Source organism: Streptomyces sp. NPDC008317 (assembly GCF_042955955.1).
Lineage (GTDB): Bacteria > Actinomycetota > Actinomycetes > Streptomycetales > Streptomycetaceae > Actinacidiphila.
In genome coordinates this window covers 403,083-419,244 of sequence record NZ_JBIBFQ010000008.1, presented here as the reverse complement: position 1 = coordinate 419,244, position 16,162 = coordinate 403,083, and the positions used below count along the sequence as shown (strand labels likewise).

Here is a 16,162-nt window from a genome sequence, read left to right as displayed (position 1 = left end):
GCCACCGACGCGACAGCGAGGGACATCCGGGGCCGCGCCCCCGGCCCGCGGCGAGAAGGATTCGCCGCCGGGCCGGAGCGCGGCCCTTGCGCCGCCGTGTCGTCGGCCCGCCGGGGTAACGCGGCCGGGCCCGTGCGCGACACCGTCCGCGGGCCCGCCCTCCAGGGCATTGTCAGTGGTCGCGTCTAGGCTCCGATGGTGGGTACAGCCATCGCCGCCGTCGCGCGGATCGCCGCCGTGCCCGACCCGGTGGGGTCGGGCGGGCGGCTGCGCGCGCTCGGGGAGGACGGGACGGCGGTCGGGGAGGTCGATGTCGTACGGGACCTGGCCGCTGAGGTCGCGCGGCGGGAGGCCGAGCAGGCGCCGCGCTGGGTCTGGGCGGCGACCGACGAGGTGTATCCGTGGCTGCTCGACCGGGGGTCGGTGCGCACCGCACGCTGCCATGACGTGAAGCTCGTCGAGTCGCTGCTGCTCGGGCAGGAGGGCAGGCACCGCAGGCCCCGGTCGCTGGGGGCGGCGTGGGCGCGGCTGCACGGGCTGCCCGAGCCCGAGGACGCCCCGGAGCCCGGCGCGGACGACCAGCCGGTGCTGTTCGCCGCCGACCGGCGTCATCTCCCGCGGGATCTCGATCCGTTGGCCGCGCTGGTCGAGGTGCACGCGGCGCAGCAGCGGCGGATCGCCGCGAGCGAGCACCCCGACCGGATCCGGCTGCTGTGCGCGGCGGAGTCCGCGGGCGCGCTCGCCGCGGTCGAGATGGGCCGGGACGGGCTGCCGTGGAGCGCCGAGGTGCACGACGAGCTGCTGACCGGGCTGCTCGGCCCGCGCCCCGCGGGTGGCGCACGGCCCGCGCTGCTGGGCGAGTTGGCCGCCCGTATCCAGGACGCGCTCGGACGTCCGGTCAACCCCGACTCCCCCGCCCAGATGCTGCCCGCCTTCGCCCGCGTCGGCGTGCATCTGACGTCGACCCGCTCGCACGAGCTGCGCGAGGTCGGGCATCCGGCGGCCGGGCTGCTGCTGCGCTACAAGGAACTGTCCCGGATCCACGCCGCGCACGGCTGGGCCTGGCGCGAGAGCTGGGTGCGCGACGGCCGCTTCCGCGCCGAATACGTGGTGGGCGGCGTGGTGTCGGGCCGGTGGGCGACACGTGGCGGCGGCGCCCTTCAGATCCCGCGGCTGCTGCGCTCCGCGGTCGTCGCCGACCCCGGGCACCGACTGGTGGTCGCCGACGCCGGGCAGCTGGAGCCGCGGGTGCTGGCCGCGATGTCCGGTGACGCCGGGCTCGCGGCGGCTGCCGCGGAGGGCGATCTGTACGCGGCGCTGGCGCGGAACGCCTTCGGCGGCGACCGGCCGCGCGCCAAGATCGCGCTGCTCGCCGCGATGTACGGGCAGACCAGCGGCGAGGCGGGGCAGCTTCTCGCGGTGATGCGCCGTCGCTTCCCCGCCGCCCTCGCCCTGGTGGAGGCCGCGGCCAGAACGGGCGAGGCGGGCGGGATCGTACGGTCGCGGCTGGGCCGTACGTCGCCCGCGCCGTCCGCCGACCGGTTCCTCGACGAGAGCGCCGACCCCGGTGACGGCGCGTCCCCCGACCGCCGCGCGGCCCGGTCCTGGGGCCGCTTCACGCGCAATTTCCTCATCCAGGCCAGCGCCTCCGACTGGGCCTTGGCCATGCTGGCCTCGCTGCGCCGCCGGCTGACCGCGGTCGGGCCGGAGCCCCAACTGGTCTTCTTCCAGCACGACGAGGTGATCGTGCACGCCCCGACCGAGCTCGCGCCCGCCGTCGAGGCGGCGGTGACGGCGGCCGGTGACGAGGCCCGCCGCCTGGTCTTCGGCTCCGCCCCGGTGCCGTTCCCGCTGGAGACGCACGCGGTGGCGTGCTACGCGGACGCCAAGTAGCCCGGCGGCAGGGTCACTTGTCGGCCGCCGCGTCGGATTCCGCCGTCGCGGCGGCGGAATCCGCGTCGTCCACCAGCTTGCGCATACGGGTGAGTTCGGAGTCCGAGGGCGCGGAGGAGTCGCTGCCCGCGGATGCGCCCGCCGACACGGCGGCCGAGGTGTCCGCCGACGACGCCGGTGCGGACGTACGGCCGGAGTGTCCGCAGCCGGTCACCAGTGCCCCGGCGATCGCGCAGGCGGCCAGCACGGCACCGGCCCGCGTACGGCCGCCCTTTCGCGAAGCGGCGCCGCTCACTTCGTGCCGCCCTTCGCCGTGAAGTCCTGTGTCCCGCACCAGGTGCGGACGGCGTCCAGGTCCGTGCTGCGCCGGTTGAGGGTCGGCACCAGCGACTTGCGGAAGGTCAGCTTGTCCTTGAGATACGTGGCCACCGCCGTGTCACCGGCCGTGTTCGCGTTGTCGACCCGCTTCTGGAGCCGGGCGACGGAACCGCGTTCCGTGGCGGGGCCGTTGAGCCGGGCGAGCGCGCGGTCGATACGGTCGTCGATCTTCGGCACCCGCTTGCACAGGGCGCGGGCGCCGTCCCCGGTCGGCGCCTTGTGGACCTTCGGGGTCCTGGACCCGGCGGACGGGTCCGTCGACGGCGCGGCGGACGGGGCGGCCGCCGGTGCCGAGGACGGGTCGGCAGACGGTGCGGCCGACGGGCTCGTGGCGTCCGCGACGGCGGTGCCGGCCGCGGCGAGCAGGGCGGCGAGCGCGGCGGCTGTCGCCACGGCGGTGCGAGTGGGGCGCATGGGTTCCTCCCTGAGGGTTTCGGCACCGGTCGCGGTGCCCGTCAGAGCCGGAGGTTAGGAACCGTCTTTGTGGAAACCTTGTGACCGCGCGACAGGCCCGCGACGACCGGCCGGACCGCAACTGCCGTGCGCACCGGGGCGCTTGTACCTGGCCCGGTCCGACCGGTGACCCTCGCGCGGAACCCGAGGCAGGCGGTGCCCGGTGCGGTCCGCGGTCCTACGGCCGCTCCCCCGTCGACGCGCCCGCCAGCCAGTCCCGGCCGCCGGGCAGCGGGCGCTCCGACGTGCCGAGCGGCAGCACCACGGTGAAGCGCGCGCCGGGACCGCCCGGCCGGTCGCCGACGGTGATCCGCCCGCCGTGCAGGGCGATCTGCTGCCCGACCAGGGCGAGGCCGAGCCCGGAGCCAGGGCTGTCGGGGCGGCGGCGGAAGCGCTGGAAGATCTCCCGCCGGGCGGCGGGCGGCACTCCGGGCCCGTGGTCGTCCACGGTCAGTACGACAGAGGGGCCCGCCGGGTCGGCCCCCGGTGAGAGCGTCACCTCGATCAGCGCCCCGCCTCCGCTCCCCGTACCGCCGCCGGGCCCGTGCCCGTCCCCGTCCCGACTCGCGCCGTGCACCGCCGCGTTGACCAGCAGATTGTCGACCGCCGAGCGCAGCCCCTGCGGCCAGCCGTACACGCGCAGGCCCGGCCGCGCGGTCAACTCCACGCGTGCGTCGGGGCGTTCGCGCCGCAGGTCGGCCACGGCGGCGTCCAGCACGTCGGCGAGGTCGACCGGCACGAAGGCGTCGGCCTCGACCAGGTCGCCCTGGGCGAGGGCGCGCAGCATCACCAACAGGCCGAGCAGCCTGGTGTGTTCGCCGCGCAGGTCGGCGATGATCTCGGCGCGTTCCGCGGGATCGGGCTCGGGGCGGCCGTCCAGGACGTCGAGGTTGATGCGCATACTCATCAGGGGGTTGCGCAGTTCGTGGGAGGCGGCGGCGGAGAAGGAACGCGCGGTGGCCAGCGCCTCGGCCGTACGGGCGGCCTGTTCGTCGTAGCGCGCGAGGACGGTCTGGAGCGTGCGGGCGAGTTCGTCGACCTCGGTGACGCGGGTCGGCGTGTGGTCGAGGCGGGCGGCGCTGGTGCGCGGGTCGATGCCCCCGGCGCGGCGCTGGAGCCGCCTCAGCGGGAGCGCCGCGCGGGTGACGGCGAGCCAGGCGGCGGCGCCCGCGACCGGCGCGGTGAGCAGCGCGACGGTGACGATCCTGCGGCGCACCCGGCTGATCTGCTCCTGGCCCGCGGTGTCCGGCGAGAACAGCCACAGGGTGCCGGTCGCGGCGGGTCGCACGACGGACAGCGGTACGGCGAGCACCCGCCAACTGCTGCCGTCCGCACGGAAAGTGACGGGCCGTACGGCGTCCGCCGCGGCGGGCAGCGGCCGGCCGTCGGTGGGCTGCGGGCCTTCGGTGACGGTGCCCTCGGTGCCGGTCACGCGGATGCCGACGTCGAGCGCGGCGGCGAACAGCTTGCGCTGACGGGCCTGTTCGACCTCGGCCGACCGGTCGTTCGCCATGGCCCGCAGCAGATTGCGGGCGTCGGTGCGGACGGCGGCGGCCCGGTCCCGCAGGTGCGCGTCGGCCTGCGCGTGGACGTCGTGGCCGACCAGCCGGACCATGATCCAGCCGGAGGCGAGGACGAGCAGCGGTACGAGGACGGTGATCGCCAGCGCGATCCGGGTGGACAGCCTCACGACACGCCGTCCCGTTCCCCGGCTCGCCGCTGTTCGCGTCCGTCGGCCCGCAGGACGAATCCCACGCCCCGCACGGTGTGCAGGATGCGGGGCCTGCCGCCCGCCTCCAGCTTCTTGCGCAGATAGCTGACGAAGGTGTCGACGGCGTCGGTGCGGACCTCGAAGTCGTATCCCCAGACCCGGTCGAGGAGTTGGTCGCGGGTGAGCACGAGACCGGCGTTGCGGGCGAGGATCTCCAGGAGTTCGAACTCCCTGCGGGTCAGCTCCAGCGCCCGGCCCTCGCGGGCGGCGGTGCGGGCGGCCGGGTCGAGGACGAGGCCGCAGGCGCGGACCTGGCCGTCGGGGCGTGGCGGCCGGCGGCGCAGCAGGGCGTGCAGCCGCAGGACGAGTTCTTCGAGTGCGAAGGGTTTGACGAGGTAGTCGTCGGCGCCCGCCTGGAGTCCCGCGACCCGGTCGGCGACCTCGTCGAGCGCGGAGAGCACCAGCACCGGCAGGTCGTCGCCGCCGGCCCGCAGGGTCCGGCAGACCTCGATGCCGTCCACGTCGGGCATCGATATGTCCAGGACGAGGATGTCGGGCGGGGTACGGCTCAGCAGGTCCAGCGCGGCGGCGCCGCCGTCGGCCTCGGTGACGGCGAAGCCGCGCAGCCGCAGGGCGCGGCCGAGTGAGCGGCGGATCGCCGCGTCGTCGTCCACGACCATGACGCGGCCGGGGCCGGGGCCGGGACCGCGGTCGGGCTCGGAACCGGGGCCGCCGCCCGCCTCCAGGCCGTCCGTGTGCGGCATCGGATCTGTCATCGGAACATGCCTCCGCTCCCCGGCCGTCGCATGGTGCATCGCGGGAACCATGCCTACACGGCCGGGGAGCGGAGAGCCATCGGGGGGTGGCGCCCCCGCCGTCGCGGCGGGGGTGCCACCCGGGTCACTCGGGCGGTGTCACCCGCCGTACTGCGCGAAGGTGCGGGTGAAGTCCCACGCCTGCTGGGAGACGCCGGAGCAGGTGTCGTCGTTCGGGTAGCCGCCGGGGCAGGGCCGGTCCCGGTTGGCGGACCAGAAGGTCAGCCGGGCCAGGTGGTGCTGCTGGGCGTAGGCGAGGATCGTGCGGAAGTCGGCGACGGTGACGGTCTCGCTGTTGTCGGTGATGCCGTTCATCGACGAGATGCCGCTGTGCCGGTACGCCTGGTCGTCGGTGTAGCCGTACGCGTTCTTGAGGGCGTTCTTCAGGCCGTCGGTGGCCTTGGTGGTGAGGTTGCCCATGTTCTGGCCCGCGCCGCCGAAGTCGAACGGCATGATCGTCCAACTGTCGACGGTCAGCCCGGAGGCGGCGGCCTTGTTGATCAGGCCGGTGTCGGGGCCGCTCTGCCCGGTGCCGATGGTGACGTACTCGACGATGCCGGGATTGTTGGCCTTGATGGTCTTGAGCGCGTCGACCGTGCGCTGCTGGACGGTGCCGTTGCTGTAGGCGCTGGCCTCGATGTCGATGTCGATGGCTTTGAGGCCGTAGGCGTTGATGACCTTCTGGTAGGCGCCCGCGAGCGCGCTCGCGCTGGTGCAGGACTCTTCCAGCTTGTTGCCGCTGTAGCCGCCGAAGGACGGGACGACGTCGCCGCCCGCCGCCCTGATCTTGTTGATGGTGTTCTGGTCGACGCCGCCGGTCAGCGCCCGGCCGCCGTCCCACTGCGGGTTGCAGGTGCCGTTGCTGAGCACGAAGGCGAGCGTGAACCACTTGACGCCGGTCGCGTTCATGATCGTCGTCGGGTCCGGCGGGTTGCCCCAGCCGTTGTAGAGGTACGGCGCGACGGCCTGGACGCCGGTGCCGCCGGACGGCGGCGGGGTGGTCGGCGGGGTGCCGCCGCCGGTGGGCAGCGTCCACTTCTGGTTGGCGGAGCCCGCGCAGTCCCAGATCTGAAGCCGGGTGCCGTTGGCGGAGCTGGGGCCCGTCGCGTCCAGACAGCGGCCTGAACCGGCGTTGACCAGCGTGCCGTTGCTCGACGTCCACTTCTGGGCGTTGGTGCCGTTGCAGTCGTAGAGCTGGATCTGGGTGCCGTTGGCGGTGCCCGCGGCGGTCACGTCCATGCACTTGCCGAGGGCGCGCAGGGTGCCGTCAGAGGAGACGGTCCACGCCTGGGCGGCGCTGCCGTTGCAGTCGTAGAGCTGCACGGCGGCCCCGTTGGCGTTGCTGCCCGAGGCCACGTCGACGCACTTGCCGCCGTAGCCGGTGACGGCGCCGGTGGCGTCGGCGCCGGACGCCTGGCTGATCCCGAGGGCGGTCAGGGCTCCCGCGGCGAGCGCGGCGGTGGCCAGGAGCGTGGTGGTCTTTCGCATCTGCCGGATCCCTCTCATCAGCCGGTCACGGTCCACTTCTGGTTGGCGGTGCCCGCGCAGTCCCAGATCTGGAGCCGGGTGCCGTTGGCGGAGCTGTTGCCGGAGGCGTCCAGGCATCTGTTGGAGGCCGGGTTGACGATGTCGTGGGCGGCGCTCACGGTCCACTTCTGCGCGTTGGTGCCGTTGCAGTCGTAGAGCTGGATCGGTGTGCCGTTGGCGGTCCCGGCCGCGGTGATGTCCATGCACTTGCCGAGGGCGCGGATGGTGCCGTCGGAGCCGACCGTCCAGGACTGCGCGGCCGAGCCGTTGCAGTCGTAGAGCTGCACGGCGGCGCCGTTGGCGCTGCTGCCCGAGGCCACGTCGACGCACTTGCCGCCGAGGCCGGTGATGGCGTGTCCCGTGCCGGTGCCCGGTCCCGAGCTGTCGCTGGTGGTGACGTGCACGTAGTCCACGACGAGCTGCTGCGGGAAGGTGGTGCTGGAGTTGGGGTCGCCGGGCCAGTAGCCGCCGACCGCGAGGTTGAGCAGCAGGTAGAAGGGGTGGTCGAACACCCAGCGGTTGCCGCCGAGGTCGGCGGACGTACGGGTCTGGTAGACGTTGCCGTCCACGGACCACTTGATGGAGTTCGGCGCCCAGTCGATGGCGAAGGTGTGGAAGGCGTCGGAGAAGCTCTGTCCGCCGGGGAGGGTGTATCCGGCGCCGATGCCGGCCGAACCGGAGTAGCCGGGGCCGTGGATGGTGCCGTGCACGCTGCCGGGCTCGAAGCCGACGTTCTCCATGATGTCGATCTCGCCGCTGTTGGGCCAGCCGACCGAGCCGATGTCGTTGCCGAGCATCCAGAAGGCGGGCCACATGCCCTGGCCGCGCGGCAGCTTCATCCGGGTCTCGAAGTGGCCGTACGTCTGGGTGAACTTCTGCGGGGTGGACAGCCGCGCGGAGGTGTACTGGCAGGACCCGTACCAGCACTGGTAGTTGGCCGGATTCTCCTTGCGGGCGGTGATGACGAGGTTGCCCTGGCCGTCGAGCGCCGCGTTGTGGGTACCGCTGGTGTAGTACTGGCGCTCGTGGTTGTTGACGTTGTCACCGGTCTCGTAGCCCCACTTGGAGCTGTCGACCGCGCTTCCCGCGGGGCCGTTGAAGTCGTCGGTGAAGGTGGCGGTGGCCGCCACCGAGGCGGTGTCGAGCCTGCTCGCGGTGGCTTGCGGGGACGCGGTCTGTTGCAGCCAGCCGCACAGCAGCAGTCCTGCGGCGGCCAGCAGCGCGAGGGGGCGTATGCGTCGGGTGGGGGGTGATGCCGACATTGCCGGACTCCTCGGTCGGGTCGTCAGAAAACGGTTTTGGGCATGCTCCTGACAGACAGTGAGGTGCGGGGCACCCTGGGAGACTTCCCTTACGTCTTAGTTCAGGACGTGATTTAAATGGCGGGACTGAGGGGAGTCAAGGCTTCCGGCAAAGGTACGTACCTTAAAGTTCGCGGCGCTTGACGAGCACGGCGAGCACGACGACGCCGGGGATGAGCGGCAGCCAGGTGGTGACCAGGCGATAGCCGAGCACGGCGGAGGTCGCGGCGACGGCGGAGGCCCCGGCCGTGACCAGCGCGAGGGCGAGCGCCGCGTCCAGCGAGCCGAGCCCCGCCGGGGTCGGCAGCCAGCCCGCCGCGGTGCTCGCGAAGAAGTACGCCACCAGGATGCCGCTGACCGGCACCGGAGCGTGGACCGCCTTGACCACGGCGACGACCACCGACGCGTGCATGGCGGGGAAGGCCAGCGAGCCGCCCCACAGGCACGCCACGCGCGCCCGGTCGCGGTGCAGGGTCCGTACGTCGTCGGCCACCGACGCCAGGAAGCAGCGGGCCCGGTCGCGCGCGCGGCCCGCGTACCGCGAGGCCACGAACGCCAGCACGACCAGCACCAGCGCGACCGCGCCGATCACCATGGGGTCGGCGGGCAGCACGAATCCGTCGGGGGCCAGCCGGTGCACTTGCAGAGCGTCGGGGAAGAGCGCGAGCAGGACGAGCAGCAGCGTCACCCGGCCGATGGCGGCGGCCGAGGCGCGGACAGCGAGCGCCGCGAGCGACCGTGTCGGCGTCATGCCGTGCCGCACCAGGAAGCGCAGATTGACGGCGTTGCCGCCGACGCCCGCGGGCAGGACGTGGTTGGCCGCCGAGGCCGCGAACTGCGCGGCCAGCAGCCGGCCGGGCGGCAGCGACATGACGACCGCGCCCTGCTGGGCGACGGCCGAGCAGACCCACGTCATGCACGCGGCGAAGACCGCGACGGACATCCACTCGGCGTCCGCCTGGCCCAGCCGCCCGGCGCTGTCGCCGATCATCGGCCACTTGCTGACGGCGAGCGCCGCGACCGCGGCCACCGGCAGCAGCATGGCGGCGGACCGCACCGAATTGCGCTGCCAGAGCGCACCCTCGTCACGGGCGATGGACACGGTGACTCCTCGTCGCATGCGGTACGACGGCCGGGGCCGCCGGGGGACGGTGCGCGTAGCAGTGCGGGAAGTGGGACGGTTTGTCCAGACTAGGTGCCTTCCGGGGCGGCGTCGTACCGGCACAGGGCCACCCGGGTCAATCGTCGGACCCGCGCGCCGCGACGGCGAGGGTCCGTCAAGGGCCCCTTTTCCCGGCTGCCTTGGGGGTCCGGCCACGCCTGGAGTCTGCCCGCGTACGGTGAACGGCGCGCAGACCGTGACTGTCGCCATGTCCCCGGTCGGGTGACTCTCCACCGCCGCGGGATTAGCTCCGGAGAGTGCCGCGCATGGGCGCGGCGAACGGCGCGGAAGCCGAGGTCACCGGCGGGTCCTCGCCATGGCGCCGCGGCGGTCGTCGGAACGGTCGCCGGGGCGCGCGCTCAGCGGGTCGGCTCCGACCGGCCACCGGAGTGCCCACCGGGGCGCGGTCACCAGGTCAGGAACGCCTCGTAGGCGGGCGCGAGGGTGTCGGTGAGGGTCCGGCCGCGGACGCTGACCGCCGGACGGCCCAGTTCGGCGACGGCCGGTGCCGGGGCGGCGGCGCGGCGGTCGGGGAGGTCGCCGCACTCCCAGAAGCCGCCGTCCGTGGGCGGGCCGTCGTCGAGGGGTACGGGCGGCGGGCCGTTGCGTACGGCGTCCAGGACGGCGCGGCGGTCCCGGCCGCGCCAGGTGGTGAGCAGGAACGGTTCGTCGTCGAAGGCGGCGCCGAGCGCGGCGAGTACGGCGGTGAGGTGGGCGCAGGGCAGCGCCCAGTCCGGGCAGTCGCACTCCAGGACCGGCTCGCCGTCCCCGGCCGGGAGCAGCGGCAGCCCGGCCCTGGCGAAGAGGGCGTCGGCGTCCGGCGGCAGCTCGCCGTCCAGGAGTTGCTCACGCGCGTCGGAGTCGGCGACGAGAGCCCGCTCGGCGCGCCGCCACTCGGCGTCGGTCAGCACCGGCAGTTCGATCCGCACCGTCCACGGCGTCGGCGCGCCGTCCCGTACCCGGGCGGTGACCAGCCCCGGCTCCACCGCGAGTCCGGTGACGCGCCCCGACGCCGGGCCGCGCGCGTACCCGAGCCCCGCGAGCCGGGCGTCCAGCCGTGCGGCCCACGTACGGCCGCCGCTTCCCGCCCCGGTCATCCGCTCACCCCCGCTACGGTCCCCGCCGCGCCCGTACACCCACCGGGGCCCACGGCGTCCGCCGGGCCGCCGCACTCGCACCGACCGCAGAGGCGCGTCACTCGCTCACCGCCTCTTCCTCCGACAGCCGCAGGGCGTCGCGCAGTTCGGCCGTGGTCAGCTCCGCGAGCCAGTTCGCCGCCGCGGTGTCGCCCGCGCCGACGGCGCCGACGGCGGCGTCCGCGAGGGTGCGCTTGGCCTCGATCATCGCGTCGACGCGCTCCTCGACGGTGCCCGCGCAGACGAAGGTGCGCACCTGGACGTCGCGGGGCTGGCCGATCCGGAAGGCGCGGTCGGTGGCCTGGTCCTCGACGGCCGGATTCCACCAGCGGTCGATGTGCACGACCTGGCTGGCCGCGGTGAGGTTGAGGCCGGTGCCGCCCGCCTTGAGGGAGAGCAGGAAGACGGCGGGGCCGTCCGTCTCCTGGAAGCGGGCCACCATGTCCTCGCGGGCCCGCGCCGGGTCGCCGCCGTGCAGGAACAGCACCTCGGTGCCGAGCCGCCTGGCCAGGTGCGGGCGCAACAGGGCGCCGAAGGCCGCGTATTGGGTGAAGCACAGCGTCTTGTCGCCCGCGGCGAGCGCGGTCTCCAGCGTTTCCTCCAGACGGGCGAGTTTGCCGGAACGGCCGTCCAGAGACGAGCCGTCGCCGAGGAAGTGGGCGGGGTGGTTGCAGACCTGCTTCAGCTTGCCGAGGGCGGCCAGTACGTGGGCGCGGCGGCGCAGTCCGCGGGTCTCGTCCATGCGCGCGAGCATGTCGGCGACGACCGCGCGGTAGAGCGCGGCCTGCTCCGCGGTCAGATTGCACACCACCTTGATGTGCTGCTTCGCGGGCAGTTCGCGGGCGATGGCCGGATCGGACTTGAGCCGCCGCAGCACGAACGGCCCGGTGCGGCGGCGCAGTTCGGCCGCCACGGCCGCGTCGCCGTCGCGCTCGACGGGGATCGCGTACCGCTCCTTGAAAGCGCCCGCCGTACCGAACAGGCCGGGGTTCACCAGGTCGAGCAGCGCGTGCAGTTCGGCGAGACGGTTCTCGACGGGGGTGCCGGTGAGGGCGATCCGGTGCCGGGCGGGCAGGGCGCGCAGCGCCCGGTACTGGTGCGTGGCACTGTTCTTGACGCTCTGCGCCTCGTCCACGACCAGCCGCCGCCAGGTGACGGCGGCCAGCGCATCGTGGTCGCGCTGCACCAGCCCGTAAGTGGTGATCACCAGGTCGGCGCCTCTTACCGCCGCGGCCAGTTCCGTACCGGTCAGCCGCCCCGCGCCATGGTGCACGTACACCCTCAGCTTGGGTGCGAAGGCGGCGGTCTCGCGCCGCCAGTTGCCGACCAGCGACATCGGGCAGACGACGAGCGTCGGGCCGTACGCGCTCTGGTCGCGCCAGTCCGGGTCGCGCCGATCCGGGTCGCGCCGGTCCGGGTCGCCGTCCTGGTCGCGGTCCCGGTCACCCTCCCGCTCGCCGTCCCGCTCGCGTTCCACGGCGAGCAGCGCGAGGGTCTGGGCGGTCTTGCCCAGGCCCATGTCGTCGGCGAGCACGGCGCCGAGGCCGAGCCGGGACAGGAACGCGAGCCAGTCCAGGCCGCGTTGCTGGTACGGACGCAGGGTCGCGGTGAAGTCGGCGGGTACGGCGACCGGTTCCGGGCGGTGCTCCGCGCTGCCGCGCAGCAGTGCGCCGAGGCCGCTGAGCCGGTCCGCGGGGTCGTCGGCGGTGACCGCGGTGACGGGCAGGCCCGCCTCGGCCGCGGTCGGGTCGAGGGCGATCCGCAGGGCCTGTCCCGTGGTCATGGTGCCGCTGCCCGCGCGTTCCAGGAAGGCCAGCACGGCGGCGATCCGCTCCGGGTCGACCTCGGTCCACTGGCCGCGCAGGCGTACCAGCGGCTGCCGGGCGGCGGCGAGCGCGGTGAGTTCCTTGTCGGTCAGCGCCTGGTCGCCGAGGGCCACCCGCCAGCGGAAGGCCACGATCGCGTCCCGGTCGGCGATGCTCGACGTCTCGACGGTGCCGGACTGCGGCTCCCGTACGGTCAGCGCCATGCCCAGCGCGGGCTTGCGCTGCCACCACGACGGGACCAGCACCCCGAAGCCCGCCTCTGTCAGCGCCGGGGCCGCCTCCCGAAGAAAGGCCAGCGCCCCGGCCCGGTCGAGCCGCAGCCCGGAGGGGCGCTCACCGGCCAGCGCGGTCCGCAGCGCCTGATACGTGCGGGCGGCGCGGGTCAGCGCGGCGAGCACCGTCTGCGGCGGGTCGTCGGCGTACCGCGTCAGCGCGGCCTGCGCGGGGCCGCGCGTCCACACTTCGGCGGCCTCGACGGTGAGCGACGGCTCGTCGACGGCCTGGACGAGGAAGTCGAGACTCCAGCCGTCGTCCTCCGCCCAGTCGCCCGGGCCCGCGCCGAGGTCGCCGCCGCGCGGTTCCGTCAGCCGGAAGCAGAGCCGCAGCGGCTGGTCGTCCGCGGCGGCCGACGCGTGCCAGGCGGCCAGCCGCTCCCCCAGCCGGGCCGTCTCGACCGGGTCGGCCGCGCGCATCCGGCCGTCCGCAGCGCCGAGCGCCGCCGCCCACGCCTCGGCCGCTCCGGCCGCCTTCCCGCCCTTCACCAGCGGCCCCGCGTCCTCCAGCGCCGCCCGCGCCTCGCTGTCCACCAGGACGGCCATGACGTCCGTGACGAGCCCGGCCGCCGACCGTACGCCGTCCGCCGCGCCCAGGGTCAGCGTCGGCGGGACGGCCGCGGTCAGCCGGGCCAGCTCCTGGTGGCCCGCGGCGTCGGGCGCCGGGCGCCACCGGGCGTGCGGGACGCCGTCCTCGCGGACGAGTTCGGGCAGCAGCCTGCCCCGGCCGACCAGCCGCCACGCCAGGTCGTGGGCGGCGACCAGCCACCGCACGGAGGCGCCGTAGGGCAGCTCGGGCAGGTCGGCGTGCGACAGCTCGCCGAGGAGCTGGGCGGCCTGGCCGGGGGTGAACAGGACGGCCGGTACGGTCCAGGGCGCGAGCGCGCCGCGACCGTCGCCGGGAGCGGCCGGTGTCCGCAGTTCGGGCGACGGCCGGGGCCGCCCGGCGGCAGTGGGCAGCACGAGGCCCGCGGTCCCGCGCGCGGCGCGGCCCGCGAGCCAGCCCAGTCCTGGGCCGCCCGTCGAGAGCAGCCGTACGACCTCGGCGGCGGCCACGGCGAAGGGGTGCGTGGCGGGCGCGCCCGCCGGAGTCTCCCCGTCCGCGTCCCGGCCCATCGCCGACCTGGGACGACTACGAGGGACGGGCTCCGCCGCCCGCGCGTCACCGCCGACGAGCCGCTTCGCCGGAGTCTCCCCGTCCGCGTCCCGGCCCGTCGCCGTCCTGGGACGACTACGAGGGGCAGGCTCCGCCGCCCGTGCGTCACCGGCGGCGGGCGGGCTCGTGCCGCCCGCCGTGCGCGGCGGTGTGTGTTCCGTCCACAAGGCGAGCCGCCGGTCCGCTCGCCACTGGGCGTGCAGAGCGAACACGGCGGCTGCCTTCCGTCGGCGACGGCTGATCGGCGGTTGATCAGCGGGAATGGTGGCTGCCGACAGCCTACGTCGAGGTCAGGACATCACCGGGGCGCCACCGGGGCCGCCCGTGGTGGCAGGGGTCACGCGGCGGGCGTGGTCCACTGCTGGTTGGCGGCCCCGGTGCAGTCCCAGATCTGGAGCCGGGTGCCGTTGGCCGAGCTGGGTCCCGTGGCGTCGAGGCATCTGCCCGACTGCGGGTTGACCAGGGTGTTGTTGGCGCCGTGCGTCCACTGCTGGGCGCCGGAGCCGTTGCAGTCGTAGAGCTGCGCCTGGGTGCCGTTGGCGGTGCCGCCGCTGGCCAGGTCGAGGCACTTGCCGAGCACCTGGAAGGTGGTGCCGGAGGCGGTCCACTGCTGGGCGGTGGTGCCGTTGCAGTCGTAGAGCTGCACGGCGGTGCCGTTGGCGCTGCTGGCGTTGGCGGCGTCGGCGCACTTGCCGCCGTAGCCGGTGATCGCGCCGGTGTGGCCGGTGCCGCCGTTGCCCGTGCCCTGGGTGCCGTTCCAGGTGAAGGTGGCCGAGGCGCCGGCGGGCAGCGAGTAGGAGAAGTTCTCGTTGCCCCAGTTGGCCCGGATCGTCTGCGCGGACGACGTGTCGTTGTAGGCGATGAGCGCCTTGGACCCGTCGGGGTTGCGCCAGGCGACGTTCGGCACGCTGGTGTTGGCGGTGGAGGCGATCCGGTACGCGCCGGGCTTCACGAATTTCGTGAGGTGGCCCATCGTGTAGTACTCGATCGTGTAGTCGACCTGCCCGCTGCGGCTGTCGCCGTTGTGCACGGTGATCAGGCCGGTGCAGGTGCCGCAGCCGCCGTTGTGCGGACCCATGTTCTGGTCGACCGCCAGGCTCCATTTGACCCAGCTCTGGCCCCAGTTGCGGGTGTAGTCGATCAGATTGTGCATGTCCTCCTTCTGCTGGTTGGCGATCCAGGTGCCACCGGAGTGCTCGGTGTCGAAGGCGGGCAGATTCGGGTACTGGTTGTGGACGGTGGTCTGCTCGCTGACGTCACCGCCGTATCCGTGCCAGGCCAGACCGCCGAAGTTGGGGTCGTTGCGGATGGCCGCGTCGGTGACGGTGGGGGCGGCGTAGCTGTCGTACGTGTCCCAGTTCCAGTCCAGCGCGAGGACCTTGGTGGACAGTCCGGCCGCGTGCAGCGCGGGCAGCAGATTGGTCTTGGTGAAGTACGCCAGCCCCGCGCCGTTCCACTGCGCCGACGGGTAACCGCCGCAACACGTGGGCTCGTTCTGCACGGTGACGTAGTCGATCGGCACACCCTGCGCCTGGTACGCCTGGAGGTACTTGACGAAGTACTGCGCGTACGCGGCGTAGTACTGCGACTGCAACCAGCCCTGGCTGTAGGCGCCGTTGTCCTTCATCCACGGCGGCGGGGTCCAGGGGGTGCCCATCACCTTGACGTTGGGGTTGAGCTGACGCGCCTGCTTGGTGAGCGGCACGACGTCGGCCAGGTCGTGGGCGATGCTGAAGTGCGCGAGCGTCGGGTCGGTCTGCCCCGCGGGCATGTCGTCGTACGTGTAGTTGCCGCGGGCCAGGTCGGAGGCGCCCATCGGATTGCGCAGGAAGCCGAGGCCGATCCCGTTGACCGGGTCGAACAGCTTCTGCATCACGGTGTTGCGGGTCGAGGCGGACAGCGCGCCGCTGGAGTTCATCAGCCAGGCCGCGGTGTCGGTGAACGAGGCGCCGCCGCCGCTGAACTGCTGGTAGGTGGTTTTCTCGTCGACGGTGACGTTCTGTCCCGAGCCGCCGGTGCCGGTCGCGAAGGTGAGCGGCGTCTGCTGTTCGAGGCCCTTGACGACGTTGCGTCCGCCGGAGTCGGAGGTGGTGGTCAGATAGACCTGCACGCTCTCGCCCGCGGCGTGCGCGGTGGCCGGAACGGCCAGCATGGGGGTGACGGCCGCCGCGGCGGCGGCGAGCATCCCGACGAGTGTGCGCCGCAAGCGGCGTCTGCCCGCGTGGGGGCGGGTTGCTGCGCTCATGGGTCCGGTTGCCTTTCTACGGCTGAGATGGCATGGCCCTGACATGACGAAGTGGGCAGTCGTGGGGCGCCCACTTGTTTCATCACTTGTTTCACGACTTATATCGCGACGTGATTTAACTCGCGCGCTCTATAGGCGTCAAGGGATTGAACATGGGCTGAATCGCTGTAACGGAATGAAACAGCGGTGAATGCGTGCGGGCGGCCGGTGTGACCTGCGGCATTGGTCCAGACCGCGGGAAGAAGCGCGGCGGCGCGCGGGAGCGGGCTCCGGGGACGTACCTCTTT

At 73.8% G+C, this 16,162-nt stretch carries 11 protein-coding genes; 1 reads left to right on the top strand and 10 read right to left on the bottom strand.

The features are described from left to right. Positions 1-195 precede the first annotated feature (195 nt). Positions 196-1,893, top strand: coding sequence for a bifunctional 3'-5' exonuclease/DNA polymerase (locus ACFY9V_RS26375; RefSeq protein ID WP_391163225.1), 1,698 nt, complete (start codon positions 196-198; stop codon positions 1,891-1,893). 13 nt (positions 1,894-1,906) lie between these two features. On the opposite strand, the gene ACFY9V_RS26370 is transcribed toward ACFY9V_RS26375, so the two are convergent. From ACFY9V_RS26370 to ACFY9V_RS26325, 10 genes are all read right to left on the bottom strand, one after another. Then, positions 1,907-2,188: a hypothetical protein gene (locus ACFY9V_RS26370; protein ID WP_391163224.1), complete on the bottom strand. Its 282-nt coding sequence runs from the start codon at positions 2,186-2,188 to the stop codon at positions 1,907-1,909. Continuing rightward, positions 2,185-2,685, bottom strand: coding sequence for a hypothetical protein (locus ACFY9V_RS26365; protein ID WP_391163222.1), 501 nt, complete (start codon positions 2,683-2,685; stop codon positions 2,185-2,187). Before ACFY9V_RS26365 ends, ACFY9V_RS26370 begins: the two co-directional genes overlap by 4 nt. 217 nt (positions 2,686-2,902) lie before the next feature. Next, on the bottom strand, positions 2,903-4,414 hold the full coding sequence (locus tag ACFY9V_RS26360; protein WP_391163221.1) for an ATP-binding protein: 1,512 nt from the start codon (positions 4,412-4,414) through the stop codon (positions 2,903-2,905). Then, positions 4,411-5,115: a response regulator gene (locus tag ACFY9V_RS26355; RefSeq protein WP_391163273.1), complete on the bottom strand. Its 705-nt coding sequence runs from the start codon at positions 5,113-5,115 to the stop codon at positions 4,411-4,413. Before ACFY9V_RS26355 ends, ACFY9V_RS26360 begins: the two co-directional genes overlap by 4 nt. A gap of 234 nt (positions 5,116-5,349) precedes the next feature. Next, positions 5,350-6,738 (bottom strand): ricin-type beta-trefoil lectin domain protein, encoded by a 1,389-nt coding sequence (locus ACFY9V_RS26350; RefSeq protein ID WP_355346743.1) that lies wholly within the window; start codon positions 6,736-6,738, stop codon positions 5,350-5,352. Between the two features lie 17 nt (positions 6,739-6,755). Continuing rightward, positions 6,756-8,039, bottom strand: a complete 1,284-nt coding sequence (locus tag ACFY9V_RS26345; RefSeq protein WP_355346746.1) for an RICIN domain-containing protein — start codon at positions 8,037-8,039, stop codon at positions 6,756-6,758. 163 nt (positions 8,040-8,202) lie between these two features. Continuing rightward, positions 8,203-9,180, bottom strand: a complete 978-nt coding sequence (locus ACFY9V_RS26340; RefSeq protein WP_355346749.1) for a lysylphosphatidylglycerol synthase domain-containing protein — start codon at positions 9,178-9,180, stop codon at positions 8,203-8,205. A 467-nt stretch (positions 9,181-9,647) separates the two neighbouring features. Further along, positions 9,648-10,337, bottom strand: coding sequence for a hypothetical protein (locus tag ACFY9V_RS26335; protein WP_391163219.1), 690 nt, complete (start codon positions 10,335-10,337; stop codon positions 9,648-9,650). 97 nt (positions 10,338-10,434) lie between these two features. Next, complete coding sequence (locus ACFY9V_RS26330) at positions 10,435-13,590, bottom strand: SNF2-related protein (RefSeq protein WP_391163218.1); 3,156 nt, start codon at positions 13,588-13,590, stop codon at positions 10,435-10,437. A gap of 377 nt (positions 13,591-13,967) precedes the next feature. Further along, a complete protein-coding gene (locus ACFY9V_RS26325) occupies positions 13,968-15,875 on the bottom strand; it encodes a ricin-type beta-trefoil lectin domain protein (protein WP_391163216.1) in 1,908 nt (635 codons plus the stop codon). Positions 15,876-16,162 lie beyond the last annotated feature (287 nt).

Bases quoted from the DNA above. Each gene is read 5' to 3' on its own strand.
- ACFY9V_RS26325 (WP_391163216.1), bottom strand. From the start codon at position 15,875: ATGAGCGCAGCAACCCGCCCCCACGCGGGCAGACGCCGCTTGCGGCGC.
- ACFY9V_RS26345 (WP_355346746.1), bottom strand. From the start codon at position 8,039: ATGTCGGCATCACCCCCCACCCGACGCATACGCCCCCTCGCGCTGCTG.
- ACFY9V_RS26335 (WP_391163219.1), bottom strand. From the start codon at position 10,337: ATGACCGGGGCGGGAAGCGGCGGCCGTACGTGGGCCGCACGGCTGGAC.
- ACFY9V_RS26375 (WP_391163225.1), top strand. From the start codon at position 196: ATGGTGGGTACAGCCATCGCCGCCGTCGCGCGGATCGCCGCCGTGCCC.
- ACFY9V_RS26350 (WP_355346743.1), bottom strand. From the start codon at position 6,738: ATGCGAAAGACCACCACGCTCCTGGCCACCGCCGCGCTCGCCGCGGGA.
- ACFY9V_RS26365 (WP_391163222.1), bottom strand. From the start codon at position 2,685: ATGCGCCCCACTCGCACCGCCGTGGCGACAGCCGCCGCGCTCGCCGCC.
- ACFY9V_RS26355 (WP_391163273.1), bottom strand. From the start codon at position 5,115: ATGGTCGTGGACGACGACGCGGCGATCCGCCGCTCACTCGGCCGCGCC.
- ACFY9V_RS26330 (WP_391163218.1), bottom strand. From the start codon at position 13,590: ATGGGCCGGGACGCGGACGGGGAGACTCCGGCGGGCGCGCCCGCCACG.